At 57.9% G+C, this 25,572-nt stretch carries 28 protein-coding genes, 1 tRNA gene and 1 pseudogene; 15 read left to right on the forward strand and 15 right to left on the reverse strand.

The genetic code is table 11. The annotated features are described in order from the left end of the window. Positions 1-51 precede the first annotated feature (51 nt). Positions 52-492: a hypothetical protein gene (locus ACA047_RS27650; RefSeq protein WP_497354874.1), complete on the reverse strand. Its 441-nt coding sequence runs from the start codon at positions 490-492 to the stop codon at positions 52-54. On the opposite strand from ACA047_RS27650, the gene trmL reads away from it, so the two are divergent. After that, positions 491-946, forward strand: a complete 456-nt coding sequence (trmL, locus tag ACA047_RS27655; RefSeq protein WP_192307537.1) for a tRNA (uridine(34)/cytosine(34)/5-carboxymethylaminomethyluridine(34)-2'-O)-methyltransferase TrmL — start codon at positions 491-493, stop codon at positions 944-946. The two genes, ACA047_RS27650 and trmL, sit on opposite strands and share 2 nt — an antisense overlap. Before the next feature lie 131 nt (positions 947-1,077). Here trmL and secB read toward each other — a convergent pair whose 3' ends face one another. Genes secB through ACA047_RS27670 form a run of 3 tightly spaced genes read right to left on the reverse strand, consistent with a single transcriptional unit; the run spans position 1,078 to position 2,269 of the window. After that, positions 1,078-1,560: a protein-export chaperone SecB gene (gene secB, locus ACA047_RS27660; RefSeq protein WP_497354876.1), complete on the reverse strand. Its 483-nt coding sequence runs from the start codon at positions 1,558-1,560 to the stop codon at positions 1,078-1,080. 39 nt (positions 1,561-1,599) lie between these two features. Then, positions 1,600-1,854 (reverse strand): glutaredoxin 3, encoded by a 255-nt coding sequence (gene grxC, locus ACA047_RS27665; RefSeq protein WP_497354878.1) that lies wholly within the window; start codon positions 1,852-1,854, stop codon positions 1,600-1,602. Between the two features lies 1 nt (position 1,855). Next, positions 1,856-2,269: a rhodanese-like domain-containing protein gene (locus ACA047_RS27670; RefSeq protein ID WP_497354880.1), complete on the reverse strand. Its 414-nt coding sequence runs from the start codon at positions 2,267-2,269 to the stop codon at positions 1,856-1,858. Between the two features lie 152 nt (positions 2,270-2,421). Between ACA047_RS27670 and gpmI the strand changes: the two genes are divergently transcribed. The 4 genes from gpmI (at position 2,422) to ACA047_RS27690 (ending at position 7,593) form a co-directional block, all read left to right on the forward strand. Then, positions 2,422-3,951, forward strand: coding sequence for a 2,3-bisphosphoglycerate-independent phosphoglycerate mutase (gene gpmI / locus ACA047_RS27675; RefSeq protein WP_497354882.1), 1,530 nt, complete (start codon positions 2,422-2,424; stop codon positions 3,949-3,951). A gap of 216 nt (positions 3,952-4,167) precedes the next feature. Then, positions 4,168-5,460 (forward strand): murein hydrolase activator EnvC family protein, encoded by a 1,293-nt coding sequence (locus ACA047_RS27680; RefSeq protein WP_497354884.1) that lies wholly within the window; start codon positions 4,168-4,170, stop codon positions 5,458-5,460. A gap of 32 nt (positions 5,461-5,492) precedes the next feature. Further along, complete coding sequence (locus tag ACA047_RS27685) at positions 5,493-6,809, forward strand: S41 family peptidase (protein ID WP_497354886.1); 1,317 nt, start codon at positions 5,493-5,495, stop codon at positions 6,807-6,809. A gap of 1 nt (position 6,810) precedes the next feature. After that, a complete protein-coding gene (locus tag ACA047_RS27690; RefSeq protein ID WP_497354888.1) occupies positions 6,811-7,593 on the forward strand; it encodes a divergent polysaccharide deacetylase family protein in 783 nt (260 codons plus the stop codon). Positions 7,594-7,686: 93 nt separating this feature from the next. Here ACA047_RS27690 and ACA047_RS27695 read toward each other — a convergent pair whose 3' ends face one another. After that, positions 7,687-8,442: a substrate-binding periplasmic protein gene (locus tag ACA047_RS27695; RefSeq protein ID WP_497354890.1), complete on the reverse strand. Its 756-nt coding sequence runs from the start codon at positions 8,440-8,442 to the stop codon at positions 7,687-7,689. A gap of 217 nt (positions 8,443-8,659) precedes the next feature. On the opposite strand from ACA047_RS27695, the gene ACA047_RS27700 reads away from it, so the two are divergent. Then, positions 8,660-10,168: a trypsin-like serine peptidase gene (locus tag ACA047_RS27700; protein ID WP_497354892.1), complete on the forward strand. Its 1,509-nt coding sequence runs from the start codon at positions 8,660-8,662 to the stop codon at positions 10,166-10,168. A 37-nt stretch (positions 10,169-10,205) separates the two neighbouring features. On the opposite strand, the gene hisF is transcribed toward ACA047_RS27700, so the two are convergent. The 6 genes from hisF to ACA047_RS27730 all read right to left on the reverse strand — a co-directional run bounded on the left by hisF (position 10,206) and on the right by ACA047_RS27730 (position 15,202). After that, positions 10,206-10,976: an imidazole glycerol phosphate synthase subunit HisF gene (hisF, locus tag ACA047_RS27705; protein ID WP_497354894.1), complete on the reverse strand. Its 771-nt coding sequence runs from the start codon at positions 10,974-10,976 to the stop codon at positions 10,206-10,208. Positions 10,977-10,985: 9 nt separating this feature from the next. Then, a complete protein-coding gene (gene hisA / locus ACA047_RS27710; RefSeq protein ID WP_497354896.1) occupies positions 10,986-11,723 on the reverse strand; it encodes a 1-(5-phosphoribosyl)-5-[(5-phosphoribosylamino)methylideneamino]imidazole-4-carboxamide isomerase in 738 nt (245 codons plus the stop codon). Positions 11,724-11,765: 42 nt separating this feature from the next. Then, the gene (locus tag ACA047_RS27715) at positions 11,766-12,020 is read right to left on the reverse strand and encodes a DUF2164 domain-containing protein (protein WP_018606317.1); all 255 of its coding nucleotides are present in this window, start codon (positions 12,018-12,020) and stop codon (positions 11,766-11,768) included. Continuing rightward, positions 12,020-12,658, reverse strand: a complete 639-nt coding sequence (gene hisH / locus ACA047_RS27720) for an imidazole glycerol phosphate synthase subunit HisH (RefSeq protein ID WP_497354899.1) — start codon at positions 12,656-12,658, stop codon at positions 12,020-12,022. The genes ACA047_RS27715 and hisH overlap by 1 nt, the downstream gene beginning before the upstream one ends. Beyond that, positions 12,658-13,251: an imidazoleglycerol-phosphate dehydratase HisB gene (gene hisB / locus ACA047_RS27725; protein WP_003186751.1), complete on the reverse strand. Its 594-nt coding sequence runs from the start codon at positions 13,249-13,251 to the stop codon at positions 12,658-12,660. The genes hisH and hisB overlap by 1 nt, the downstream gene beginning before the upstream one ends. A 289-nt stretch (positions 13,252-13,540) precedes the next feature. Next, positions 13,541-15,202, reverse strand: coding sequence for an OFA family MFS transporter (locus ACA047_RS27730; protein WP_497354901.1), 1,662 nt, complete (start codon positions 15,200-15,202; stop codon positions 13,541-13,543). A 260-nt stretch (positions 15,203-15,462) separates the two neighbouring features. Here ACA047_RS27730 and panM point away from each other — a divergent pair, with 260 nt between their 5' ends. From panM to ACA047_RS27755, 5 genes are all read left to right on the forward strand, one after another. Next, positions 15,463-15,861 (forward strand): aspartate 1-decarboxylase autocleavage activator PanM, encoded by a 399-nt coding sequence (gene panM / locus ACA047_RS27735; RefSeq protein ID WP_497354903.1) that lies wholly within the window; start codon positions 15,463-15,465, stop codon positions 15,859-15,861. Positions 15,862-15,987: 126 nt separating this feature from the next. Then, the gene (locus tag ACA047_RS27740; RefSeq protein WP_497354905.1) at positions 15,988-18,213 is read left to right on the forward strand and encodes an AsmA family protein; all 2,226 of its coding nucleotides are present in this window, start codon (positions 15,988-15,990) and stop codon (positions 18,211-18,213) included. Continuing rightward, complete coding sequence (mutY, locus tag ACA047_RS27745) at positions 18,210-19,277, forward strand: A/G-specific adenine glycosylase (RefSeq protein WP_497354907.1); 1,068 nt, start codon at positions 18,210-18,212, stop codon at positions 19,275-19,277. The genes ACA047_RS27740 and mutY overlap by 4 nt, the downstream gene beginning before the upstream one ends. Next, the gene (locus tag ACA047_RS27750; RefSeq protein WP_497354909.1) at positions 19,274-19,546 is read left to right on the forward strand and encodes an oxidative damage protection protein; all 273 of its coding nucleotides are present in this window, start codon (positions 19,274-19,276) and stop codon (positions 19,544-19,546) included. The genes mutY and ACA047_RS27750 overlap by 4 nt, the downstream gene beginning before the upstream one ends. A 103-nt stretch (positions 19,547-19,649) precedes the next feature. Then, positions 19,650-19,725, forward strand: a tRNA-Phe gene (locus ACA047_RS27755). Between the two features lie 266 nt (positions 19,726-19,991). On the opposite strand, the gene ACA047_RS27760 is transcribed toward ACA047_RS27755, so the two are convergent. The 3 genes from ACA047_RS27760 to ACA047_RS27770 all read right to left on the reverse strand — a co-directional run bounded on the left by ACA047_RS27760 (position 19,992) and on the right by ACA047_RS27770 (position 23,369). Continuing rightward, positions 19,992-21,164 carry an MFS transporter gene (locus ACA047_RS27760; protein WP_497354911.1) on the reverse strand — a complete coding sequence of 391 codons (1,173 nt, stop codon included), beginning with the start codon at positions 21,162-21,164 and terminating at the stop codon, positions 19,992-19,994. A 333-nt stretch (positions 21,165-21,497) separates the two neighbouring features. Continuing rightward, positions 21,498-22,391: a DMT family transporter gene (locus tag ACA047_RS27765; RefSeq protein ID WP_497354913.1), complete on the reverse strand. Its 894-nt coding sequence runs from the start codon at positions 22,389-22,391 to the stop codon at positions 21,498-21,500. Between the two features lie 3 nt (positions 22,392-22,394). After that, positions 22,395-23,369 carry an aKG-HExxH-type peptide beta-hydroxylase gene (locus ACA047_RS27770; RefSeq protein WP_497354915.1) on the reverse strand — a complete coding sequence of 325 codons (975 nt, stop codon included), beginning with the start codon at positions 23,367-23,369 and terminating at the stop codon, positions 22,395-22,397. A gap of 527 nt (positions 23,370-23,896) precedes the next feature. Here ACA047_RS27770 and ACA047_RS27775 point away from each other — a divergent pair. Both ACA047_RS27775 and ACA047_RS27780 read left to right on the forward strand, forming a co-directional pair. Continuing rightward, entirely contained in the window at positions 23,897-24,226 is a 330-nt protein-coding gene (locus ACA047_RS27775) for a DHCW motif cupin fold protein (RefSeq protein WP_497354917.1), read from the forward strand. Positions 24,227-24,292: 66 nt separating this feature from the next. Then, a complete protein-coding gene (locus tag ACA047_RS27780; protein WP_497354919.1) occupies positions 24,293-24,700 on the forward strand; it encodes a hypothetical protein in 408 nt (135 codons plus the stop codon). 168 nt (positions 24,701-24,868) lie between these two features. Here ACA047_RS27780 and ACA047_RS27785 read toward each other — a convergent pair whose 3' ends face one another. Next, positions 24,869-24,994, reverse strand: a complete 126-nt coding sequence (locus ACA047_RS27785) for a hypothetical protein (protein WP_497354920.1) — start codon at positions 24,992-24,994, stop codon at positions 24,869-24,871. Between ACA047_RS27785 and ACA047_RS27790 the strand changes: the two are divergent. Continuing rightward, positions 24,933-25,082 (forward strand): annotated as a pseudogene (locus ACA047_RS27790) (ATP-binding protein); the annotation flags it as partial. The gene ACA047_RS27785 and the pseudogene ACA047_RS27790 sit on opposite strands and share 62 nt — an antisense overlap. Positions 25,083-25,122: 40 nt before the next feature. Next, complete coding sequence (locus tag ACA047_RS27795; protein ID WP_497354921.1) at positions 25,123-25,569, forward strand: hypothetical protein; 447 nt, start codon at positions 25,123-25,125, stop codon at positions 25,567-25,569. Positions 25,570-25,572: the final 3 nt, after the last annotated feature.

Below are 25,572 nucleotides of genomic sequence, written 5' to 3' on the forward strand. Positions count from 1 at the left end.
AGCCCTCCCGTTTTGGGGACCTTGGTACAGGCAGGCCGGGGATTCCCTCTTTTATTGCTCCTGGAGACGGACCTCCAGCCGCCAGCGGTCATCGACCTCGCTGCCGGTCCACTCCCCTCGCAATGGACGCGCCGCCACCAGCGTCAGCAACAGCCCCTTATCACTCAACCGCACCCGCCAGTTCACGTCTTTGCCATTGAGCTTGAGCTGGCCCTTCTGTGGCCGGCCTTCGGCTTCGAACAACAGCGCCACGGAGCCGTCGATGACTTCCCCGTGCAGCTTGGGTTCGCTGCTGAACCAGGCCACCAGCGCCCCATCGCTAACCTCGATCCGCTGCAACACGCTCGGGTCGGGCGTGGTCAGGCGGCCGATCATCAAGCCGATCATCACGCCGACGATTGCCAAAGAGCCAATCACCCGAGGCATTAGCTTCGAACGTCGGTCGGTTTGCGGCGTAGAATGCCGCTCATCTTTATCTGCGGAGCCGTGCATGTTTCACGTCATCCTTTTTCAACCGGAAATTCCGCCGAATACCGGCAACGTCATCAGGCTGTGCGCCAACAGCGGCTGCCACCTGCATTTGATCGAACCGCTGGGCTTCGAGATGGACGACAAGCGCCTGCGCCGTGCTGGCCTCGACTACCACGAGTATGCCACCTTGCAACGTCACGCCGACCTCGCCAGTTGTCTGGAAAGCCTCGGCCACCCGCGCCTGTTCGCCTTCACCACCAAGGGTTCGCGGCCGTTCCATGACGCCAGCTTCGTTGAGGGTGACGCGTTCCTGTTCGGCCCGGAAAGCCGTGGCCTGCCAGCCGAAGTGCTGGACGCCCTGCCAGCCGACCAGCGCCTGCGGTTGCCTATGCGCGAAGGCTGTCGCAGCCTGAATCTGTCCAACACCGTGGCGGTGGCCGTCTACGAGGCCTGGCGACAGAACGGCTTCAAGTAACACCGCATAACAAATGTGGGAGCGGGCTTGCTCGCGAATGCGGTGTTTCAGAGACATTGATGTCAACTGACACACCGCATTCGCGAGCAAGCCCGCTCCCACATTGGACTTGCGTCGACGCTCAGACCGCCTTATTGGACGGTCGACGCCTTGCCTTCTTCCTGGATGCGCTGCAGCTCTTGCGCGTACAGGGCGTCGAAGTTCACCGGGGCCAGCATCAGGGCCGGGAACGAACCGCGGGTCACCAGGCTGTCCAGGGTTTCACGGGCGTATGGGAACAGGATGTTCGGGCAGAATGCACCCAGGGTGTGGCTCATCGAATCGGCATCCAGGTTCTTGATCAGGAAGATCCCGGCCTGCTGCACTTCGGCGATGAACGCCACTTCGTCACCGTTCTTCACGGTCACCGATAGGGTCAGCACCACTTCGTGGAAGTCTTCTTCCAGGGCTTTCTGACGGGTGTTCAGGTCCAGGCCTACGCTCGGCTCCCACTGCTGGCGAAAGATCGCCGGGCTTTTCGGGGCTTCGAAGGACAGGTCACGTACATAAATGCGCTGCAAGGAGAATTGCGGTGCTTCTTCTTCGCGGGCAGCTGTGTTCTGTTGGTCAGTCATCGCAGATCCTTCTTACTTTCAGGTTCTTTAGTAGGGAATTCAGGCCTTGAGCATTGCGTCGAGCTTGCCGGCGCGCTCCAAGGCGAACAGATCATCGCAACCGCCCACGTGGGTGCTGCCGATCCAGATCTGCGGCACGGACGTACGTCCGGCCTTTTGGGTCATTTCGGCACGCAACTGCGGCTTGCCGTCGACCTTGATCTCTTCGAAAACCACGCCTTTGTTCTGGAGCAGGAACTTGGCTCTGGAGCAATAAGGGCAGTAATCGCTGGAATAGACAACGACGTGGGTCATCTCACTTCACCAGGGGCAGATTGTCAGCTTTCCAGCTCGCAACGCCACCGGACAGTTTGGCGGCGGTGAAGCCGGACTTCATCAGCTCGCGGGCGTGGGTACCGGCGTGCTGGCCTTGGGCATCCACCAGAATCAGTGTCTTGGCCTTGTACTTTTCCAGTTCGCCGATGCGAGCGATCAGTTTGTCCTGGGGAATATTCACCGCGCCAACAATGTGACCAGCGGCGAAATCCTTGCTCGGGCGGATGTCCACCACCACGCCGGCATCCTTGTTGACCAGCGCGGTCAGCTCGCCGGTGCTCAGGCTGCGACCGCCGCCCTGCATCGTGTGAGCAACCAGCAACGCCAGCAGCACGACGAAGATACCGACGAGAATGTAGTGGTTAGTGGCAAATTGAATCAGGTGAGCAACCATCGAAGGAGGTTCCAGGGCGTTAAAATGTCGGCCAGTATACACAGCACACAAGGCCGGCCAAACCCCGCCCGGCGGTGACGCCACCGGAACTTACCTTTAAACTGCCCGTCCCTTTTCCATCGTCTTCTTTTAATCAGCCACGAGTGGATTCCATGACTACCACGCCTAAACCTTTGGTCCTGATGATTCTCGACGGCTTCGGTCACAGTGACAGCCACGAATCCAATGCCGTGTATTCGGCCAAGAAGCCTGTTCTTGACCGCTTGTGGGCCACCGTGCCGAACGGCCTGATCTCCGGCAGTGGCATGGATGTCGGCCTGCCGGACGGGCAGATGGGCAACTCCGAAGTCGGCCACATGAACCTCGGCGCAGGCCGGGTGGTGTATCAGGACTTCACCCGCGTGACCAAATCGATCCGCGACGGCGAATTCTTCGAGAACCCGACCATCTGCGCCGCCGTGGACAAAGCCGTGGCTGCCGGCAAGGCCGTGCACTTCATGGGGCTGCTGTCCGACGGCGGCGTGCACAGCCACCAGGATCACCTGATCGCCATGGCCGAACTGGCCTTCAAGCGCGGCGCCGAAAAAATCTACCTGCACGCCTTCCTCGACGGCCGCGACACCCCGCCCAAAAGCGCCACCTCGTCGATCGAACTGCTGGATGCAACCTTCCAGGCCTTGGGTAGGGGCCGCATCGCCAGCATCGTCGGCCGCTACTTTGCCATGGACCGCGATAACCGTTGGGATCGCGTCTCCCAGGCCTACAACCTGATCGTCGACGGTAGCGCCGAGTTCAGCGCCGCCACCGCCCAGGAAGGTCTGCAGGCTGCCTACGAGCGCGGTGAAAGCGACGAATTCGTCAAGGCCACCACCATCGGCGAACCGGTCAAAGTCGAAGACGGCGACGCCGTGGTGTTCATGAACTTTCGCGCCGACCGCGCCCGCGAGCTGACCCGCGTATTTGTCGAAGACGATTTCAAGGAGTTCGAACGCGCCCGCCAGCCGAAACTGGCCGGTTTCGTGATGCTGACCCAATACGCCGCCAGCATCCCCGCACCGTCGGCCTTCGCCGCCGGTAGCCTGGAAAACGTGCTGGGCGACTACCTGGCGAAAAACGGCAAGACCCAACTGCGCATCGCCGAAACCGAGAAGTACGCCCACGTAACGTTCTTCTTCTCGGGCGGCCGTGAAGAACCCTTCCCGGGTGAAGAGCGCATCCTGATCCCGTCGCCGAAAGTCGCCACCTACGACCTGCAGCCCGAGATGAGCGCACCAGAAGTGACCGATCGCATCGTCGAGGCCATCGAGAATCAGCGCTACGACGTGATCGTGGTCAACTACGCCAACGGCGACATGGTAGGGCACAGCGGTGTGTTCGACGCAGCGGTCAAGGCCGTGGAATGCCTGGACGCCTGCGTTGGCCGCATCGTTGAAGCCTTGGAAAAGGTCGGCGGTGAAGCACTGATCACGGCCGACCACGGCAACGTCGAGCAAATGTCCGACGAATCCACCGGCCAGGCCCACACCGCCCACACCACCGAGCCGGTGCCGTTCATCTATGTCGGCAAGCGCAATTTCAACGTCCGCGACGGCGGCGTGCTGGCTGACGTGGCACCTACCATGTTGATGTTGCTGGGAATGGAAAAGCCGAAGGAAATGACCGGGACTTCGATCCTCGTCTGATCAACGCATATCCCTTGTGGGAGCGAGCCTGCTCGCGATAGCGGTATAACAGACAACACCCGTTGGATGTTATGGCCTCATCGCGAGCAGGCTCGCTCCCATATTGGCTTTGGGGTGTTTTTTGGGCCAGTTATCACACAGCCCCAAATGGGCGTTTTTTTTGCGGCGTGGGGCGGGCATACTAGGCCGTCCCTTTCCCTGGTGTCGCCCGCCTCTATGCTTCGCGTTCTGATAGCCCTCGCTCTGATCTGCCTGCTCCAACCGGCCCTCGCTGACGAGCGCGCGCAAACCCAACAGCAGTTGGACGCCACGCGTCAGGACATTGCCGAGCTGAAAAAACTGCTGGGCAAGTTGCAGGAAGAGAAATCCAGCGTCCAGAAAGACCTGCGCGGCACCGAGACCGAGATGGGCAACCTGGAGAAACAGGTCGACGCCCTGCAAAAAGAGCTGAAGAAAAGCGAATCCGAGTTACAGCGGCTCGATGGAGAGAAAAAAAAACTCCAGAGCGCGCGCACTGAACAGCAACACCTGATCGCCATTCAGGCCCGGGCGGCCTACCAGAGCGGTCGCCAGGAGTATCTCAAGCTGCTGCTCAACCAGCAGAACCCCGAGAAATTCGCCCGCACCCTCACGTATTACGATTACCTGAGCCAGGCCCGCCTGGAGCAACTCAAGAATTTCAACGAGACCCTGCGCCAACTGGCTAACGTCGAAAAAGACATCCAGCTGCAGCAAGCCCAGTTGCTGGTGCAGAAAAGCAGCCTCGACACCCAGCGCGAAGAGCTCGACAAGGTTCGCAAGGAACGCCAGGTGGCCTTGGCCAAGCTCAATGACGACGTGAAAGCCCGCGACAGCAAGCTCAAGGCCCGCGAGCAGGACCAGGCCGAACTGGGAAAAGTATTGAAGACCATCGAGGAAACCCTGGCCCGCCAGGCTCGAGAGGCAGAAGAAGCGCGTCAGAAAGCGCTGATCGCCCAGCAGGAAGCCGAAAAAAAGCGTTTGCGTGAGGCACAGGCCGACGCCGATGTCGGCGATGCGCCGCGCAAACCGGTGAAATCGAGCCCAGGCGCGCTGGTTTCCAGTGATGGCGAAACCTTCGGCGGTGCTTTTGCTTCTGCCCGGGGCAAACTTCCATGGCCGGTCAATGGTCGATTGCTTGCGCGCTTCGGTGAAACCCGCGGCGACGACACCCGCACCAAGTGGGACGGCGTGATGATCAGCGCCTCCGCCGGCAGCCAGGTGCATGCCGTTCATGGCGGGCGCGTGGTGTTCGCCGACTGGCTGCGCGGTGCCGGCCTGCTGGTGATCCTGGATCACGGCAACGGTTATTTGAGTCTGTACGGCCACAATCAGACGCTGCTCAAGGCTGCGGGCGATGTGGTCAAGGCCGGCGAGTCCATCTCCACGGTCGGTAACAGTGGCGGGCAGGACACGCCAGCGCTGTATTTCGCTATTCGTCAGCAGGGTCGCCCCAGCGACCCGGCCCAATGGTGTCGTGCGCAAGGATAAGCGCGCCCATCCTATTAAGGAGTTCGTTCGACATGCTGCACTTGTCCCGCCTTACCTCGCTGGCTCTGACGATCGCCCTTGTGATCGGTGCGCCCCTGGCATTCGCCGCTGAACCGGCCCCGTTATCCTCAGCCGCTACGGCCGCGACCACCAAGGCCCCGCTGCCGCTGGACGAACTGCGCACCTTTGCCGAAGTCATGGACCGGATCAAGGCCGCCTACGTCGAACCGGTGGATGACAAGATGCTGCTGGAGAACGCCATCAAGGGCATGCTCAGCAACCTCGACCCACACTCGGCCTACCTGGGGCCGGAGGATTTCACCGAGCTGCAGGAAAGCACCAGCGGCGAGTTTGGCGGCCTGGGCATCGAGGTCGGCAGCGAAGACGGTTTCATCAAAGTGGTGTCGCCGATCGACGACACGCCTGCCTCCAAGGCCGGCATCCAGGCCGGCGATTTCATCGTCAAGATCAACGGCCAGCCCACTCGCGGCCAGAGCATGACCGAAGCCGTGGACAAGATGCGCGGCAAGATCGGCCAGAAGATCACCCTGACCCTGGTACGCGATGGTGGCACGCCGTTCGACGTGACCCTGACCCGGGCGGTCATCCAGGTCAAAAGCGTGAAGAGCCAACTGCTGGAGTCGGGCTACGGGTACATCCGCATCACCCAATTCCAGGTCAAGACCGGCGAAGAAGTCGCCAAGGCCTTGGCCAAGCTGCGTAAGGACAACGGCAAGAAGCTTAACGGCCTCGTCCTGGATCTGCGCAACAACCCCGGCGGCGTGCTGCAATCGGCAGTGGAAGTGGTGGATCATTTCATCAAGAAGGGCCTGATCGTCTACACCAAGGGCCGTATCGCCAATTCCGAACTGCGCTTCTCGGCCACCGGCAACGACCTGAGCGAAGCTGTGCCGCTGGTGGTGCTGATCAACGGCGGCAGCGCTTCGGCATCGGAAATCGTCGCCGGCGCCCTGCAGGACCAGAAACGCGGTGTCGTCATGGGCACCACCAGTTTCGGCAAGGGTTCGGTGCAGACCGTATTGCCGCTCAATAACGACCGCGCCCTGAAGATCACCACCGCGCTGTACTTCACGCCCAACGGCCGCTCCATCCAGGCCCAAGGCATCGTCCCGGACATCGAGGTGCGCAAGGCCAAGATCACCAACGAGCAGGACAGCGAATACTTCAAGGAAGCTGACCTGCAAGGTCACCTGGGTAATGGCAACGGCGGCGCCGACAAACCGACCGGTTCCGGTGCCAAGGCCAAGCCAATGCCGCAGGATGACGATTATCAGTTGGCCCAGGCCCTGAGCCTGCTCAAAGGACTGAACATCACCTCCGGCCGCTGAGATGGGCCGGCGCTTCATCCTCGCCCTGTTGTGCTTTCTGGCGGGCTCAGCCTTTGCTGCACCCGCCACACCGCCACCGACATCGCACAAGGCTTACCTGAGCCTGATCATCGACGACCTGGGGCAAAACCTGCCCCGGGATCGCCGTGTACTGGCCCTCCCCGGCCCGGTCACCACGGCGATCATGCCCGACACGCCCCACGCTGCCGAATTCGCCCGCGAAGCCCATCGCGCCGGCAAGATTGTCATGCTGCACATGCCCATGGACCCGGCCACCGGGCCGTTCGCCTGGCATCCTGAGCTGCCCCTTGAAGAATTGGGAAAGCGCCTCGACGCCGCGTTCGCTGCCGTGCCCTACACCAGCGGGATCAACAACCACATGGGCAGCCGCATGACCGCCCAGCCCGTAGCCATGGCGTGGCTGATGGCGAACTTGCAGCAGCGCCACAAGTTTTTCGTCGACAGCCGCACCAGCGCCCAGACCGTCGCCGCCGCCGAAGCGCAGAAGATCGGCCTTGCGAGTGTGTCGCGGGATGTATTCCTGGACGACGAGCGCACCGAAGCGGCCATCGCCCATCAGCTCCAGACCGCCATCGACCTGGCCCGCCGGCAGGGCACGGCTGTGGTGATCGGCCATCCCTATCCGCAGACCTTGGCGGTGCTTGAGCGCGAACTGCCGCGACTCAAGGCCCAGGGCATCGAATGGATCGACATCAAGTCGATGATCAGCCTGCGCAGCAATCAGGCGATGGCTGGGCATGGGAAAGACGGGGTTTATCGGTAGTCACCAGCCATTTCGGGGCTTGCTGTCTTGGCTTTATCTCAAACCGCGCCGCCGCCATCGCGAGCAGACTCGCTCCCACAGGTTTGCGGGCGCCTAGAGATAACTCGCCATGATCGCGTCCACCGCACCTTCCTTGCGCAACTCATCCAGGGCCGCTTGAAGCCGGGCGACCACGTCGTCGGGTACGTCGTTGTTCAACGCCAGGTACAACTCGGCGCTGTTGAATCGCAACACGGTCTTGAGGTCGCTCACCCCTTCCTGACGCGCCAGATAACGCCCGGCCGGGTCCCCGGTCGCCCATAGGTCGATTTGACCGTTGACCAGTTTTCTGGCGTTGTCCTGGTCGCGCAATACCACAATCAGGTTCATCCCTTGCTTGGCCAAGGTCTCGGCAATCGCATCGCCTTTGTAGGCACCAATCCTGTATTTGCGCGCCTGCTCCAACGAGTCGAGGGAAATCTTGCTGTCACCCTTGGCGAGCATGATCCAGTCGTCCGGGCCGATAGGGCCGACCCATTTGAAGAGCTTTTCGCGCTCTGGCAACCGCGCCATGACAAACACGCCGTAACCGGGATTTTCCAGGGCGAGTTTGTAGATCCGCTCCCAAGGGAAACGCAGCGTCAGGCTGTAAGTAATATTGGCGCGTTTGAATATCTCACGGACGATGTCAACGGCAATGCCATTGATGTTCTCGTCCTGGGCGAAGTTCTTGCCGTTCCTGGCCATGTTGTACGGCGGAAAGTTCTCCGTCAGCAACACCAGGTCAACATCGCGGCGGTCTTGAGCGTGTACCCCGCTGATGAACAACAAAAGGGCGCTGGCAAGGACGAAAAAAATGCGTCTGAACATGTCTGGCTACCGAAATCCATGGCGTGCCCAAGAGTGCCTTGGGCCCGCGATCATGTCTACCGGCCCTTGCTACCTCTCCCGCTCAACCGCTCAGAATATGGGCTAACGTGATTGCGACTGAGGTAATTAATTACCGCCAACCGCCAGCCCCCACCTGATTAATTGGAGAACACCGGCACCTGCCGGTTTTCATTCAATTAATAAAAGGTGTCACTCGATGAAATCGATCTCCTTTCTGCTGCTCGGCGCGCTTTGCGCACAGGGTTCGCAGAGCATTGCACAGAGCAAGGACTATGGCGAAAGCATGCAAAACTTCACGCCCTCAAAAGTCCTTGAAAATGCTGATGGCTCACACAACCACTGGCGGAGTATCGGTCAGTTGAATATCAACAACTCGTGTACCGCGACGCTGCTCGATACCCAGGCTCCTACCGTCACCGGGCCAACACCTGCCTACGTGCTCACCGCAGGGCACTGTATCGAAAAAAGCAACGGAAACATTGTGACGGACAGAGCAGTCAGTGGAACCATGCAGTTTGACTACTTCACTGACACCGTACCGTTCAAAAGCTACCCACTGAAAAAAGTAGCTTGGCGAAGCATACAAGGCGTTGATCTGGCCCTCGTTGAACTGGACGTCAGTCTTCAAAAACTCATCAACGACGGTATACAGCCTTTAAAACTGGCGCGGACAAAACCTGCTGACGGCATTGATGTCTTGATCGTGGGTGCCCCGAAAGGCTTCGATAAAGAAACGTTGCGCATGGCTGCCTGCACTTTGCAACCCGCCCAAGAGCTTGTTGAAGGTTCGTGGGTATGGCGAAACACTTTAATGACGCGCTGCCAGGACATAGCAGGCGGCAGCTCGGGAAGTCCGGTCCTTGATCGTCATTCCAACGAGATCATCGGCGTAATAGGCACAGCTAATCTGTATGAAGGCATCCCGTGCCAAAGTACCGCCTGCACACCGGTTGGAGATGCCTATAAAGCGATTCAAGGGGATGTGTACGGGAACCCGACAACATTTCTCCACAGGTGCTTCATAGACGGCTATCTAGCCAATAGTTCGACTTCGTCCTGCCCACTCTACCCGGCGTTTACAGTGAGTGCGCCTCCGGACGAGCCGGCACGGTACAAAAAACTCAAAAAACAGGCTGACGGGACGATAGACACCCCAACCTGGAATTACCATTTTTTCATCAGCACTGCTTTTTATCGCCATAAAACCGTCCGCACCGCGAAGGACTGCGAAAGTGCCCGGCACTATAGCGATCCAATAAGTGCCACCGATGCTTTTATCAACTCCAAGATTGGTACCGTTCCAGGCTTCTATTTCCTGTGCATTCTCGGCGTAGACTCTGCGGCTCAACATGCTGAAGTCGGGCTTCTCAAGAACGCCCTTTCACTTCCGATTGAGATTCTGGACGACACGCCAATAGAGAAGCCCGATTTGTCGTTCAGCGTCGGCGTGCACGTGGAACTGGCAAGCACCGCAGACGCGTATCGAACCTACGCTTTCAAGTTCGGCCCAGTGGACACAACAGACTGTTCAAAAGGTGACCAATACGAGCATAACGTCTACATGGACTTCGTGGCTGGAGACGATCAACTACCAGGGAAGCTCTGCTCTATCGCCTACGACAAAGCAGGGCAGGCATCCGAGCCGAGGGCCTATGTGCTAAACCCCACCAAAGGCACACTTGACGCAACCCCGGTTGTCCCTTGACTGGGCCAACCGGTCTTGTTTGTGAAACGTTGAGCGCTTAACGAATGACAATCCCGCGATGCGCCATGTAGGCCTTGGCTTCAGGCACGGTGTATTCGCCGAAGTGGAAAATACTCGCCGCCAGTACCGCGCTGGCATGGCCTTCAAGAATGCCGTCGGCCAAGTGCTGCAGGTTGCCGACGCCGCCGGAAGCGATGACCGGAATGCCCAGCGCATCGCTGATGGCGCGGGTGACGCCCAGGTCGAAGCCGTTTTTCATGCCGTCCTGGTCCATGCTGGTCAGCAGGATTTCACCGGCGCCCAGGCCTTCCATCTTCTTCGCCCATTCAACCGCGTCAAGGCCCGTCGGCTTGCGGCCGCCATGGGTGAAAATTTCCCAGCGCGGGGTTTCGCCCGGGCCGGAAACCTTCTTCGCATCGATGGCCACGACAATGCACTGCGAGCCAAAGTGCTGGGCCGCCTCGCCAACGAATTCCGGGTTGAACACCGCCGCGGTGTTGATGGACACCTTGTCGGCACCAGCGTTGAGCAGGTTGCGGATGTCCTGCACGGTGCGCACGCCACCGCCCACGGTCAGCGGGATGAACACCTGGCTGGCCATGCGCTCGACGGTATGCAACGTGGTGTCGCGGCCGTCGACGCTGGCCGTGATGTCGAGGAAGGTAATCTCGTCCGCACCCTGTTCGTCGTAGCGGCGGGCGATTTCCACCGGGTCACCGGCGTCACGGATATTCTCGAACTTGACGCCCTTGACCACCCGGCCGTTGTCCACGTCCAGGCAAGGGATGATGCGTTTGGCCAGCGCCATGGTGAGTCCTCAGCCTTTGTAGGAATCGCAGAAGGCCTGAGCCTCAGTGACATCCAGCGTGCCTTCGTAAATCGCGCGACCGGTGATCGCACCGATGATGCCCGGCGCCTTGGCGTCGAGCAGCGCCTTGATGTCGCCCAGGTTGTGGATACCGCCGGAAGCGATGACCGGGATCTTCGTGGCGGCAGCCAGGGCGGCGGTGAACGGGACGTTGCAGCCCTGCATCATGCCGTCTTTGGCGATGTCGGTGTAGACAATGGCAGACACGCCGTCGGCTTCGAAGCGCTTGGCCAGGTCGATCACTTGCACGGTGCTGACTTCAGCCCAGCCGTCGGTGGCGACGAAACCGTCCTTGGCGTCCAGGCCAACGATGACCTTGCCCGGGAAGGCACGGCAGGCTTCGGCGACAAAGCCCGGGTCTTTCACCGCCTTGGTGCCGATGATCACGTAGCTCACGCCAGCCTTGACGTAGTGTTCGATGGTTTCCAGCGAGCGAATGCCGCCGCCGATCTGGATCGGCAGGTTCGGATAGCGCTTGGCAATGGCCGTGACCACTTCACCGTTCACCGGCTGGCCTTCGAAGGCACCGTTCAGGTCAACCAGATGCAGGCGACGGCAGCCGCCCTCCACCCACTTGGCGGCCATGCTCACCGGGTCATCGGAGAACACCGTGGAATCTTCCATCCGGCCCTGACGCAGACGTACGCAAGCGCCGTCCTTGAGATCGATAGCGGGGATAATCAGCATCTGGCAAACCTTCAAAGACGAATATTCAGCTTGGCTCGAAAATCAATTTTTCTCGAGCGCCCACAGGTCGCTTTCAATGCTTTCGAACCTTTCTTTAAGGTGCGTCTGCACATCGAAAATCGCCCTGTTGTAATAGTGCGGAGCAATTTCGCGGGTAAACAGGTCAAGAATTTCTGCCGCTTCGAACGACCCCAGGTCCAGCTCGAAACGATCCTCCATGAACCGCTGGATCTTGCGGTTCGCCTCACTCTCCTGCTCGGGCGTGAGGGTGAGGATCGGCGGTTTCTTGCGCGCCATTACCAGCGACCGTCCCACGCAGCGAAGTTCTGCAACAATTGCAGGCCATGGGTATGGCTCTTCTCGGGGTGGAACTGCACGGCGAATCGCGAACCGTCGGCCAGGGCCGCGGCGAAATCGACGCCATAGTGACCGCCGCCCACCACCTGCCGCGCATTGCCGGCCGCGATGTAGTAGCTGTGTACGAAGTAGAAGCGCGCCAAGTCCGGAATGTTGTGCCACAACGGGTGATCCACCGTCTGCTTCACTTCGTTCCAGCCCATGTGCGGGACTTTCAGGTGCTCGCCGTCTTCATGCAGGCCCTTGCCGAAAAACTTCACCTGGCCAGGAAACATGGAGATGCAATCGACACCGTCGTTCTCTTCGCTGCGTTCGAGCAAGGCCTGCATGCCCACGCAGATACCGAGGAACGGACGGTCCTGGCTGACTTCATGCACCAGCGAGTCGAAGCCCAGGCGACGAATTTCGGCCATGCAGTCGCGAATCGCACCGACGCCGGGGAATACCACCCGGTCAGCTTCGCGAATCACGTCGGCATCGCTGGTGATCAGCACCTTGCCGGCACCCACGTGCTCGAGGGCCTTGGCCACCGAGTGCAGGTTGCCCATGCCGTAATCGATAACCGCGACCGTCTGCATTACAGGACGCCCTTGGTGGAAGGCATCTGCCCAGCCATGCGGTCGTCGAGCTCCACGGCCATGCGCAGCGCGCGGCCGAAAGCCTTGAACACGGTTTCGATCTGGTGGTGAGTGTTGTGCCCGCGCAGGTTGTCGATGTGCAGGGTCACGTTGGCGTGGTTGACGAAGCCCTGGAAGAATTCCTGGAACAGGTCAACGTCGAAGCCGCCAACGGTGGCACGGGTGTACGGCACATGCATCTGCAGGCCCGGACGACCGGAAAAGTCGATGACCACGCGCGACAGCGCTTCATCGAGCGGCACGTAGGCGTGGCCGTAACGACGGATGCCTTTTTTGTCGCCGATGGCTTTGGTAAATGCCTGTCCCAAAGTGATACCAACGTCTTCCACCGTGTGGTGGTCGTCGATATGCAGGTCGCCCTTGCTGACGATGTCCAGGTCGATCAGCCCGTGACGGGCGATCTGGTCCAGCATGTGCTCAAGAAAAGGCACGCCGATATCAAACCGGGCCTTTCCGGTGCCATCCAGGTTGATCGAGGCTTTGATCTGGGTTTCCAGAGTGTCGCGCTCGACAGACGCCTTACGTTCGGCCATCACCAGCTCCGCAAAATCATTGGGCGAAAAAGGCAGCCATTATAGGGGCGCGAGCGACAAACAGAAACACGAGAGGTGATATCCCTGACGGGCTGAATCCTGGGCTGTCGGCGATAGACATGTCCATACAAGTATTCGCCACACATAAAACAAATGTGGGAGCGAGCCTGCTCGCGATAGCGGTGGGTCAGCAGACAATGAAGTCGACTGACACTCCCTCATCGCGAGCAGGCTTGCTCCCACAGGGTTTACCCGCAACCCATGGTTGCGGGCTAGCCTCGTTTATTGCTTAGCGGAACAACACTGCGGTCTTCTGCAGGGTCACCCAAACACCCCACGCCAACGGAATGCCCACCACCAGCCAGGCGGCAATCGCCATAGGCTTGCTGCCCGGCGCGGCTGTCCACTCCAGCGAAGTGGTGCTGTCGGCACCCTTGTCATGGCCCAGCGCCTGTTCGGCGGCCAGTTCGGCGTCGGTCATGAAGTACTTGTCGGCGACCGGGCGAACCAGCAGGTTGCACAGGAAGCCCAGCACCAGCAGACCGGCGAGGATGTACAAGGTGATGTCATAGGCTGCGGCGCGTTCAACGCCGATGCTCAACTGATATTCACGCAGGTAGTTCACCAGTACCGGACCCAGCACGCCCGCCGCCGCCCAAGCGGTCAGCAGACGACCGTGGATTGCGCCAACCATTTGCGTACCGAACAGGTCTGCCAGGTAGGCTGGCACGGTGGCGAACCCGCCGCCGTACATCGACAGGATGATGCAGAACGCCGCCACGAACAGCGCGACGCTGCCCAGGTGACCGAGGTTCGGGATCAACCCGTACAGGGCAAAGCCCAGGGCGAAGAACACGAAATAGGTGTTTTTACGGCCCAGGTAATCCGAGAAGGATGCCCAGAAAAACCGTCCGCCGATGTTGAACAGGCTCAGCAGACCGGTGAAACCGGCCGCGATGGCAGCGATTTGACCGAGTTGTACGGCGTCCAGTTGACCGAAAGGCAGATCGTTGCCAAGCAATTTACCGCCGAACACTTCCTGCAACAGTGGCGATGCCATGCCCAGGATGCCGATACCGGCAGATACGTTCAGGCACAGCACCAGCCATACCAGACGGAACTGCGGGGTTTTCCAGGCCACGTTCACGTGCACGTGGCGATGAGTGATCATCGCGTTCGCGGCTTTCTTCGGTGCCGGGGTCCAGCCCTCAGGCTTCCAGCCAGTCGGCGGGACGCGGTACGACAGGGCGCCACCGATCATGAACACGAAGTAGATCGCGGCCATGACCAGGAAGCTTTGCCACACGCCCACGCCAGTCGGCGAAGCAAAATGGCTCATCAGTGCTGCAGCCAACGGAGCACCTACCATCGCACCGCCACCAAAGCCCATGATCGCCATGCCGGTCGCCATGCCGCGCTTGTCCGGGAACCACTTGATCAGCGTCGAAACCGGGGAGATATAGCCCAGGCCCAGACCAATACCACCGATCACCCCGGAACCGACCCACATGAGCCAGATCTGGTGGGTATAGATACCCAGCGCGGAAATCAGCAGACCGCCGCACCAGCACAATGCCGATACAACGCCAGCCTTGCGCGGCCCGGCGTGTTCCAGCCAGCCGCCCCAGATGGCTGCCGAGCAACCCAGGAAGATGAAGAACAGGGTATAGATCCAGCCGAGCATCGAAATCGGCCAGTCACATTGGGACGAAAAGACTTGCGAGATGAAGCTCATGTCCGGTGCGCAGGCCACAGGCTTGGTGACACCCAAGGCTTTGGACAGTGGCAACCAGAACACCGAAAAGCCGTAGGCCATACCGATGCAGAGATGAATGGCCAATGCGGCCGGTGGAACCAACCACCGGTTGAAACCGGGCTTGGCGATAATGCGCTCCTTGGAGAGGAACGCAGGCTGGTCGGCGATGCCGCCCGCCATGGTACTCGTGCTCATTGTAGATCCCCCAGTTATTAGAATGATTCGCCAGCCACGCTTCACCCTCAGCCTTATTGCACGCAGGCATGGCTGTATTTTCTGGTGAAACTCCATATTGGTGCGACATCAAGTCGCAGAAGGACGGGCGAACTGGCAAAGGTTACCATTTGCTCGTGACAGATAAACCAAAGTGATATCACCTTTTTTATGTCCTCTGTCTTATCGCGCCATTGTTCGCTTTCTGTAGGGCGTCAATCGTCTATTTTTCAGGAATTTATATGCCCATCGTTGTCGAGCACCTGAGCGAAGCCACCTGCCAGGACCAGCAGGATCTGCACAAAATCTACCAAGATGCCCCGGCCTGGCTGTTCGAGCCCTTCAGTGGCGAAGAACAGCTTATACAGGCGTGCCTGGAAGACGGCTCGTTGATTGCCGCACGCTTCAACGACCGACTGCTCGGCGCGGCGCGTCTGCAACAGCGGCAGAACGTCTGGCACTTGTCCCAAATGTGCGTACGAAACATTACCCGTCGCCGTGGCGTGGCCGAACGACTGGTGAGCGAAGCGCAGAGAATGGCCGCGCAAAACAGCGCCGAGTTGCGGCTGCTGGCTCCTGCCGGACATCTGGAAGCCCAGGCCCTGGCAGCCAAACTGAAACTGCCGCTGGATGAAGCCTAGGAGCCACCGTGGCGAGGGAGCTGGCTGGCCCGGTTACGGCTCACGAAACGATCACCCAACGCGCCACCAATTCAGGGCGTTATACTCCCAGGCTAAATTTTTAACTCAACCTATAAGGATTCGCCCATGAAAGCGTTCGGCAAAATCCTGGGTCTGGTACTTCTCGGGCTGTTGCTGATCATTGTGGCCCTGGGCTTTGCCCTGACCCACCTCTTCGATCCCAACGACTATAAGGAAGAGATCCGCCAGATAGCCCGCGACAAAGCCCACATTGAGCTGACCCTCAATGGCGACATCGGCTGGAGCCTGTTTCCATGGCTGGGTCTGGAATTGCACGAAGCCAGCGTTGCGACCCTGGCCAACCCGACACAACCTTTCGCCGACCTGCAGATGCTCGGTCTTTCGGTGCGGGTGTTGCCGCTGCTGCGCCGCGAAGTGCAGATGAGCGATGTGCGGGTCGAAGGCCTGAACCTGCGACTCAACCGTGACAAGAACGGCCATGGCAACTGGGAAGACATTGGCAAGGTGCCCGCCTCTGCAACGACGGCGAACGCACCGGCACCGGCCGAACAACCGGTCCCGCCCACCAGCACCCCGGCAGAAAAACCGACCCCGCCGACCCGTCTGGATATCGACAGCCTTACCGTGAACAACGCTCGGGTTGAATACAACGACGAGCAGACCGGCAAGCAATTCACCGCTGAAAGTATCCAACTGAGTACCGGCCCGGTCCACGACTCCACGAACATCCCCGTCACCCTCACCGCCTTCCTGTCCAGCAATCAGCCAGCTGTGCGCGTACGCACCGAAGTTGCTGGCGAACTGCGCTTCGAACGCGCTTTGCAGCGCTACAAGTTCGAAGACCTGAAGCTGTCCGGCGAAGCCACGGGCGATCCGCTGCAAGGCAAGACGTTGACGTTTGCCGCCCAAGGCCAGCTATTCCTGGACAAGGCGGCGAACGTCGCCGAATGGACTGGCATCAAGCTGTCCCTCAACCAGCTGCGTGCATTGGGCGAACTGAAGGTCAACGATCTCGACAAGACCCCGCAATTGAACGGCGGCTTATCGATTGCCCAGTTCGACTTGGCGAAATTTATCGACAGCATTGGCCAGGAACTGCCGGCCATGGCCGAAGGCAGCCTGAGCAAAGTCGAACTGGTCAGCCGCATTGCCGGCACACCGAACAGCGTTGAATTCAATAACATCAACCTGAAAGTCGACGACAGCAACTTCAGCGGTCGTATCGCTGTGGAAGACATCGCCAAGCAGTCCCTGCGTGCGCAGCTCAAGGCCGACACATTCAACGTTGACCGCTACCTGCCACCAAAATCCGCCGAGGCCGACAGCTCCCGGGCGGCCCGTGAGGTCGAGGTCAGCAACACCGAAGCCAGCGCCATGGCCGGCGCTGGCAGCACTGCGCTGCCGAGCGCTCCAACCCAGGGCGCCTGGAGTAACGACCGACTGTTTCCGGTGGAGCGCCTGAGCAAACTGGACCTCGATGCCGACCTGACCTTCGGCCAACTGACCCTCGATAAATTGCCGGTAGAGAACGCCGCCCTCAAGGCCACTGGCCAGGGCGGCCTGCTGACCCTGGAAAACCTGCGGGGCGATCTGTACAACGGCAACTTCGAAGCCAAAGGCACGCTGGACGTACGCCAGCCCACGCCGCAGGTGAGCTTGCAAACCCGCATCAACCGGGTGCCGGCCGAGAAAATCATCGAAAGCCAGGGCAAGAATCCGCCGGTCAAAGGGCTGGTGACGCTCAACAGCGCCGTGACCGCCAGCGGTAACAGCCAGAAGGCCCTGATCGACAGCCTCAACGGCAACGCCGGGTTCGTCATCAACGATGGCGCACTGCTCAATGCCAACCTTGAGCAGCAGTTGTGCAAAGGCATCGCCACCCTGAACCGCAAGACCCTCAGTGGCGAACCCCGGGGCAAGGACACGCCGTTCCAACAACTCAACGGCAGCCTCACCTTCCACAATGGCGTGGCCAGCAACCCAGACCTGAAAGTCCGTATCCCCGGCATGACTGTCAACGGCAACGGCGATATCGATCTGCGGGTGCTGGGCATGGATTACCGCGTCGGCATCATCGTCGAAGGCGACAAAAGCGACATGCCCGACCCGGCCTGCCAGGTCAACGAACGCTACGCCGATGTCCAATGGCCGTTGCGCTGCCGTGGCCCGCTGGAACTGGGCGCGAAGGCGTGCCGGCTGGACAACGAGGAGATGGGCAAGGTCGCGGCGAAACTGGCCGGCGACCGCCTCGGCGACAAGATCGATGAAAAGCTCGGCGACAAGGTCAGCCCCGAACTCAAAGACGCGCTCAAGGGGCTGTTCAAGCGATGAGAGCCGAGCAGTTTTACGCCGCCGTACTGGATTGGTTCGACCGCCACGGGCGTCACGATTTGCCCTGGCAACAAGGCATCACCCCGTATCGGGTATGGGTCTCGGAAATCATGTTGCAGCAGACCCAGGTCAGCACCGTGCTCAATTACTTCGACCGGTTCATGGCCTCGCTGCCCACCGTCCAAGCCCTGGCCGCCGCACCGGAGGACGAAGTGCTGCACCTGTGGACCGGGCTGGGCTACTACACCCGCGCGCGCAACCTGCAGAAAACCGCGAAAATCGTCGTCGACCAATACGGCGGTGAATTCCCCCGAGACGTGGAAAAACTCACTGAGCTGCCGGGGATCGGCCTGTCCACCGCCGGCGCCATTGCCAGCATCAGCATGGGCCTGCGGGCGCCGATCCTCGATGGCAACGTCAAGCGGGTGTTGGCGCGTTTTACGGCCCAGGAAGGCTACCCGGGCGAACCAAAGGTGGCCAAACAGTTGTGGGCCACCGCTGAGCGCTTCACGCCCCAGGACCGGGTCAACGCCTACACCCAGGCGATGATGGACCTGGGCGCCACGCTCTGCACCCGCAGCAAACCGAGCTGCCTGCTCTGCCCGCTGGAAAAGGGCTGCGAAGCCCACATGCTGGGGCTGGAAACCCGCTACCCGATTCCTAAACCACGCAAAGAAGTGCCGAAAAAACGCACCTTGATGCCGATGCTGGCCAATCGTGAAGGCGCGATTCTGCTTTATCGTCGCCCTTCCACCGGCCTGTGGGGCGGCTTGTGGAGCCTGCCGGAACTCGATGACCTCGACGACTTGCAGCATCTGGCCCTGCAACACTCGCTGGAGCTGGGCAAGCAACAGCAAATGCCAAGCCTGGTGCACACCTTCAGCCACTTCCAGTTGGCCATCGAACCCTGGCTGGTCCGGGTCCGGGAAACCGGCCATCACGTGGCCGAAGCCGACTGGCTCTGGTATAACCTCGCCACCCCGCCGCGCCTGGGCCTCGCCGCCCCGGTCAAAACCTTGCTCGAACGCGCGGCCGCCGTATTGAACGCAGGAGAGTTGCAATGACCCGCACCGTGATGTGCCGCAAGTACAAAGAAGAATTGCCCGCCCTGGAACGCGCTCCGTACCCGGGTGCAAAAGGTCAGGACATTTTTGACCACGTCTCGGCCAAGGCCTGGGCCGACTGGCAGAAACACCAGACTCTGCTGATCAACGAAAAACGCTTGAACATGATGAACGCCGAAGACCGCAAATTTCTTCAGGGCGAGATGGACAAGTACTTCTCTGGCGAGGAATACGCCAAAGCCGACGGCTACATTCCACCGGCTGAATAATCCCGATTTATCGGGGGTCTGAACGTAAGCGACGGTAATAGTTAAATATTTTTTGAAAACGTGCTTGACGCCCCCCTGAAAAACCCGTTTAATGCGCCCCGTTGCCCAGATAGCTCAGTCGGTAGAGCAGGGGATTGAAAATCCCCGTGTCGGCGGTTCGATTCCGTCTCTGGGCACCACTAATACCGAGAAACCCCAAGGAACAATGTGTCCTTGGGGTTTTTTATTGCCTGCGATTTGATGGCCGCTGGAGTATTTCTGGACCGAGGCGCTTTGGCAGCGCGATTGAACGCTGAGCGAGGGCTTTCGACGCGGTAACCGAAATAGAATAGTCAGCCTGAGAGCCCACCTCAGACAAGCTGAGGCGTCGGCAACACAGTTCCGCCCCGTCCCTACATTGTCTCCCCCAGAGCGCCGCAGGAGTCCAGACAGTTGCTTGAAATTATCAAGCGTCAACCGTTGCCGGACTCGTGTGCCCTTGGGCGAAACGAGTCGCCGATGTCTGCAGCAATAGAACAAGGGACAAGGTGACCATGAGGAACGGTATCAGCCAGGCACTCTCGATTAATGCCAGTTGCAGGCTGAGGATTAACAGCAGTACTGGCGTTGCGAGGGCATTCGCCCGGCTGATACACATGCCAACGGCTGCCTCGCTATAGCGGTAAGCGATAGCTGCTCGAATATGTACCCTCGCACCGCCAAAGGCCATACCAAGAATCAGCAGGCTGAGCGCCTTGAGCACGAGGGTATTTGGCACGAGATACCATACGACCGTGGAGATAACGGCCAGCCCGATAAGTCCTGAAAGAAACACCAACAGATTGCGCCCGGTATTGCTAAGGATGATCAGCACCCCTATCAACGCCATGCCCATGCCGAATACCGCATCCAGCACCCCAAGCTCAAATAGCGCCCAGCCGTTGCTCGACACATACACCGGGAGCATGAAATTGAATGCGCCGAGAATTGGCCAAATCAGCACCATCGGCACAAACAGGGCTAGCGGTAGCTTCGCTGGAGCCACGGTCTCGCTGGCCTCCTGAGCCACCACCGACAGGCCGTTGCGGGTGTAACAAATCGCTGATACCAGAAGAAAACCAACGCCCAGAAAAATGAAGAACGCCATACCCGGTAGAATCGGCATCAGGCCCGCCGCCAGCAAAGGCCCAATCATCAGAGCTGCTTGACCGGTAGCCGTAGTTGCACCACTGATTCGCCTGACAGTGGCTTCATCCATACCGCGCTGAACCTGAGTGAACCACATGTCCAAGCTGGCCTCGAGCAGCATAAAAACTAGCCAGACAAGAAGGTTGGCGACTAACAGTGCGATGGTGATGTCCCGGCAAGCGCCTACTACCAGGCTGAGCCCGGCCAGACACAACGTAAACCAGCTACTCATTTTACGCCCGTTCATTCGTGCTGACAGCCGCTTGATCATCAAGGGCGTGACGAAGGCCGGAATGAAGGAGCAAAAAATCGCCAGTGCCAAAGGCAAATAGCCGCCTTCGTTCTGGTTGAGGATGGTCCATGTCAGGGAGACCACCAATGCTCCGGAACATAGCCGGTAAGCCGTTGAACAGGCCAAAAAAATAGCCAATTCTCTTGGAAAGTTTTTCATGAAGGTCTATTTCCAGTTTATAAGCATTTCGACATGGCAGAAGACAACGGCATCTCTGGGTACTCTGAGCTAGAGCGAGGACCTCGATAACGACTGTCCATGATCCGTTTTGGGGTGTCTTAAAAGCTCATAATTTCCGCATTCCTATCCATGTAAAATCAAGCGACGAGCAAGTAATCACCGAACAAAACCCGACCCCAAGCCACAAAACAAACGCACTTTTTGTGGGCGAGTAATTCAACACGGGCACCCCGTTGGTGCGCATTTATTTTTCAACGATACCTACTGCACCTAAAAAAGGCCCTGTCGTCTTTAAACAGCGCTAAAAACCAGCTACTTATTTAATAGGTACTCAATTTTATGTCGTAAATTGAACAAAATAACACCGCAGAAAACCAAACTTATCGAGAGAACAACCGTTCCGTTTACCGGGTACCTGAAAAACAGATACGAAATTATTATCGCGAAAAATGGAACCAGCAGACCAATGGGCGCCACCGTGGACCCGGAATACTTTCTTATATTGTAATTCCAAATCCAGTACCCCAGCAGTGTAGTCACGTAAGACTGTGAGATCAGTGAAATTATGGTTTTGTAATTGACCGCGTCTCTCAAACTGTAAAATGACTCAACACCTTCAAAGTACAAAGCAAGCATAAGCAGTACAGGAAGGCTGAATAAGAAGCTCCAAATCATGAATGGTAAAAGGTCTTTGGGTTGGTGCTTCTGAATAATGAACGTACACAAACTAAAACAAAAAGCCGCGAAAAGACAGATGAAGATCCCCACAGGATCTGAACCCAGATTGTTTTTAACCAGCATCAAGAAAAGCCCAACGAGCGATATCGAAAGAGCAATGACACTCACCGTCGAAGCCCTTTCTTTAAATGCGACCAGACCAATGACAAACGTAATGAATGCGCTTAATTGAATGATGAGCGATACGGTACCAGGGGACGTGCCTGTATAGATAGCAATATTGGCACACCCCCATATCCCGCCTCCGAACAATATTCCATAAGCGGCGAGTATATGCACTGGAATTTTAGGCCGCGGTATGAAAAAAACAAAGGGAAAGACGCATAGAAAAAACCTTATGAAGGTCATCACAAATGGCTTTATTTGCTCAAGCCCAACTTTGATTAGCGCAAAATTCCCACCCCAGATCAGCGCCACTAGCAATAGGAATGCATAATCCGTTGGGGAGATTTTTTTTAGGTTACTCATCGATCAAAACCCACTTTTCAGTAGGTCATCATAAACGTTGCGCAAAGGTGATATTTTGGTGATTTCCCGCAAGCACTCATCGAAAATCTGCTGGCCCGTGGGCGTCAACACGCCGTCCTTCTTGATTTGAGCGGCGGTTGCGAAAAACCTTTTCTCAGCCACTCGCCCTTTCTCAATGGCTTCTTCTGATAGTTTTCCAGACGCTATTTTTCCCAAGTCAGCCATGGCGAGTGCAATTCTAGCCAGTACAAACAATGCGTGAAAAATACCTAACATGGGACGTGCATCAGGTCTAAACGGCGCTGCGTATAATTGACTTTCTGGATTCAATACAAAGGCGTCGTCAGTACTTTTCAAAAAAAGCCTTAAATGCGCGGCCTCATGGACGACTTGCTGTGCGTAATAGACAGGGCTGTGCACTTCATCAGCCCATATCAAAACCAGCCCTAATAAGTTATAGCTACTGGCCGACCTGACGTGATATTCGTCGCCAGGCCCCGTCAGAACTATTTCATCTATGAGCGCCTCTGCTTCACTGTACAAGCTTCTTGATTGGCTTCTAAGAAGCTCTATGCCTGCGATCAGTTTGGCTTTTTCAATTTCAACAACGTCCGCATCGATAAAACCAATACTGATTTTTCCAGATGCTTCCTCTTTCACCTCATCGACAATCAAATCGATTTCTTCTTTACGACGGTGTTTAGAAAAACCCGAAATGCTGAAATTTTCCGAGGCCAGTCTTTCATTTTGTTTGGCTTCGTGAAAAAAACTTAAGCCAGACTCTACATCGTTGGCCTGCAGACTTTTGACGCACTTATTGTAAAAGGCGAAAGCCTTCCAAGGCAGCTTGATCAAAGAGTCGGAGGGTTGATAGTCCTCATTAAACACACTTGCCAAGTACGCCATTGACGCTTTGTATTGCTTGAGCAATACGGCTGCATCTTGGCGATACGCTTCGTTTGTGATTAGAATGCTCAAGTCATTCCTCCATGAAAGCGACTTCTCCATAAGCAAAGAAGGACCGCCATAGCGACATGACAGTCCTTCTAACAAATCACCGTTGAGTGTTACTCACCGATAGATTTATTTACACTCGACAGCGCAACCATTGCGGTCAGGCTCAGTGCAGATTGAGACACGATCAGTTTGGACATATCAAGTTTCATAACAAACTCCATTTTCTCTGAAAGATTATGCCGTTCGCATTTCATGCAAGGCAGAGTGAAACTAACATAATGTTTTTTACCAATGAAACTATTACTTCAATCCTTTATATAATAATTTGCTATGACGCATAGAACTTATTGGCATATGGCTTTTCTCAGCCTACCGACAAAGATCAAGCCTATTGTGGGTATAAAGCTGCTTCCACATTCTTATGACGGTGGTTTTGGCGGCAAAATCTAACGCTTACTTTTTTCAGACAATGGGCTGTTCTTCCTCCGCCCCGCCGACTCAGCTACATTCGACCCTCGTTGTTCCCTCCCCCCAGCAGACGAGTCGACATGGACATCACCGGCATCCCTTTTGGCACCACCGACTGGTCGGCCATCGAACCCACCGAACACAAAGGCGTCACCGGAACCGCTTATTGGCGCACGCGGCAGTTCGGGAATATCCGGGTACGGATGGTGGAATACACGGCGGGTTACCTGGCCGATCACTGGTGCATCAAGGGCCATATTCTGTTTTGCCTGAAGGGCGAGCTGAACACCGAACTGGAGGACGGGCGGCACTTCGTGCTCAAGCCTGGCATGAGCTATCAGGTGGCCGACCAGGCCGAGCCCCATCGCTCTTCAACCTCGCAGGGTGCCACCTTGTTTGTGGTGGATTGAGATTCGAAGCATTCGCCTTGAAGCTGTAGGATAGGTGGCCTTATTTTCACGTCAGGAACCCGACCCATGGCATCGGTGAACAAACAACAGAAACGAAACCAGCGGGCCAAGACGAAAGCCAAGAAGAACCGGGTTCAACGTGCCGCTGCGCCGAACGACTTCCTGGACCCGAACGATGAGCGCATCGATCTGGAAACCGTGGACTTATCGGATTTGTTCGAATTGATGCGTAATGCCGAGAAAATCAGCCAGCAGGTCATGTGCGCAGTCTTCCTCGCACATCCACTGCTGGCGCTCGTGCTGGAGCAGGAAGGCGAGGAAGAAGCCACTGACTTCATCATTACCGCCTTGATCGAATATCGTCGCCTGACCACAGGCGTCGATGAGCAGACCGCGCTGGATTGGGTCGAGAGTAAGCAATTCCAGGCCGATTATGTCGCTGCGTCGAAGGCGCTGGAGCAAGCCCCGATCTGACCATTGCCCCGCCAAGCGCTTTTGTCATGAGCGCGCTCGCGGTGGACGTCCTCCTGAGATAGCTCCTACAAACAGAGGGTAATCAACATAGGGCGACGTCAAACCCGTCCTGCACAAATCAGTTGTTTTTCCTCCCGACCAATCAACCAACGAGCTCTATCCTGCATATCACCGGCCGCCCCCTCTCTGATCCAGGCATTGCGGACCGAAGGCGCTGAACAGCACGTCGTCCTGGACGGTCAAGGAAGGCAACCCGAACGGCACCGGGCTGGGGTTGTACATTTCCAGGGGCATCGTCCAGGCCCATGACGGTAAACTGCACGCCGAATGCCAGCCAGGCAAGGGCAGCGAATTCCGCTTTACCGTGCCGAAAATCAATTAAGCCGGGCACCGTCCCCTAACAAATTGGAAACACAAGCCCAATGGCCTCACTGAACAAACAGCAAAAACGCGCCAAGCGTGCCAAAGACAAAGCCAAGCAAATCCGCGTGACCGGGCGCAAATCCATTGCCATGTATGGCGACCCGGCGCACGCCACTGCCCAGCCGCCGGTCTACGTGCTGGAGCTGTTCGCCAAACTGCGCGAGGCCGAGGCCATCAGCCGCAGCGAAATGCTCGACACCCTGCTCGCATCCCTGAGTGTGATGATCAGCGAACGCCCAGGTTTGCTGGACCTGAAAAACGCGGAAAACGAAAGCATGGCAGCCACCAACCTGGCCGCCGACATGCTGGTGGATTACCGCATGTGGGTCGACGAGATGGACCGCGAGACAGCGCAGCACTGGCTCAGCACCCCGGAGTTCATCAAGGACTTCAGCGAAGCGCTGGACCGTTATCGCCAGTCGATGGAAGAACCCGCCAGCGAATAAGCC

The organism is Pseudomonas sp. LBUM1664, assembly GCF_059695895.1.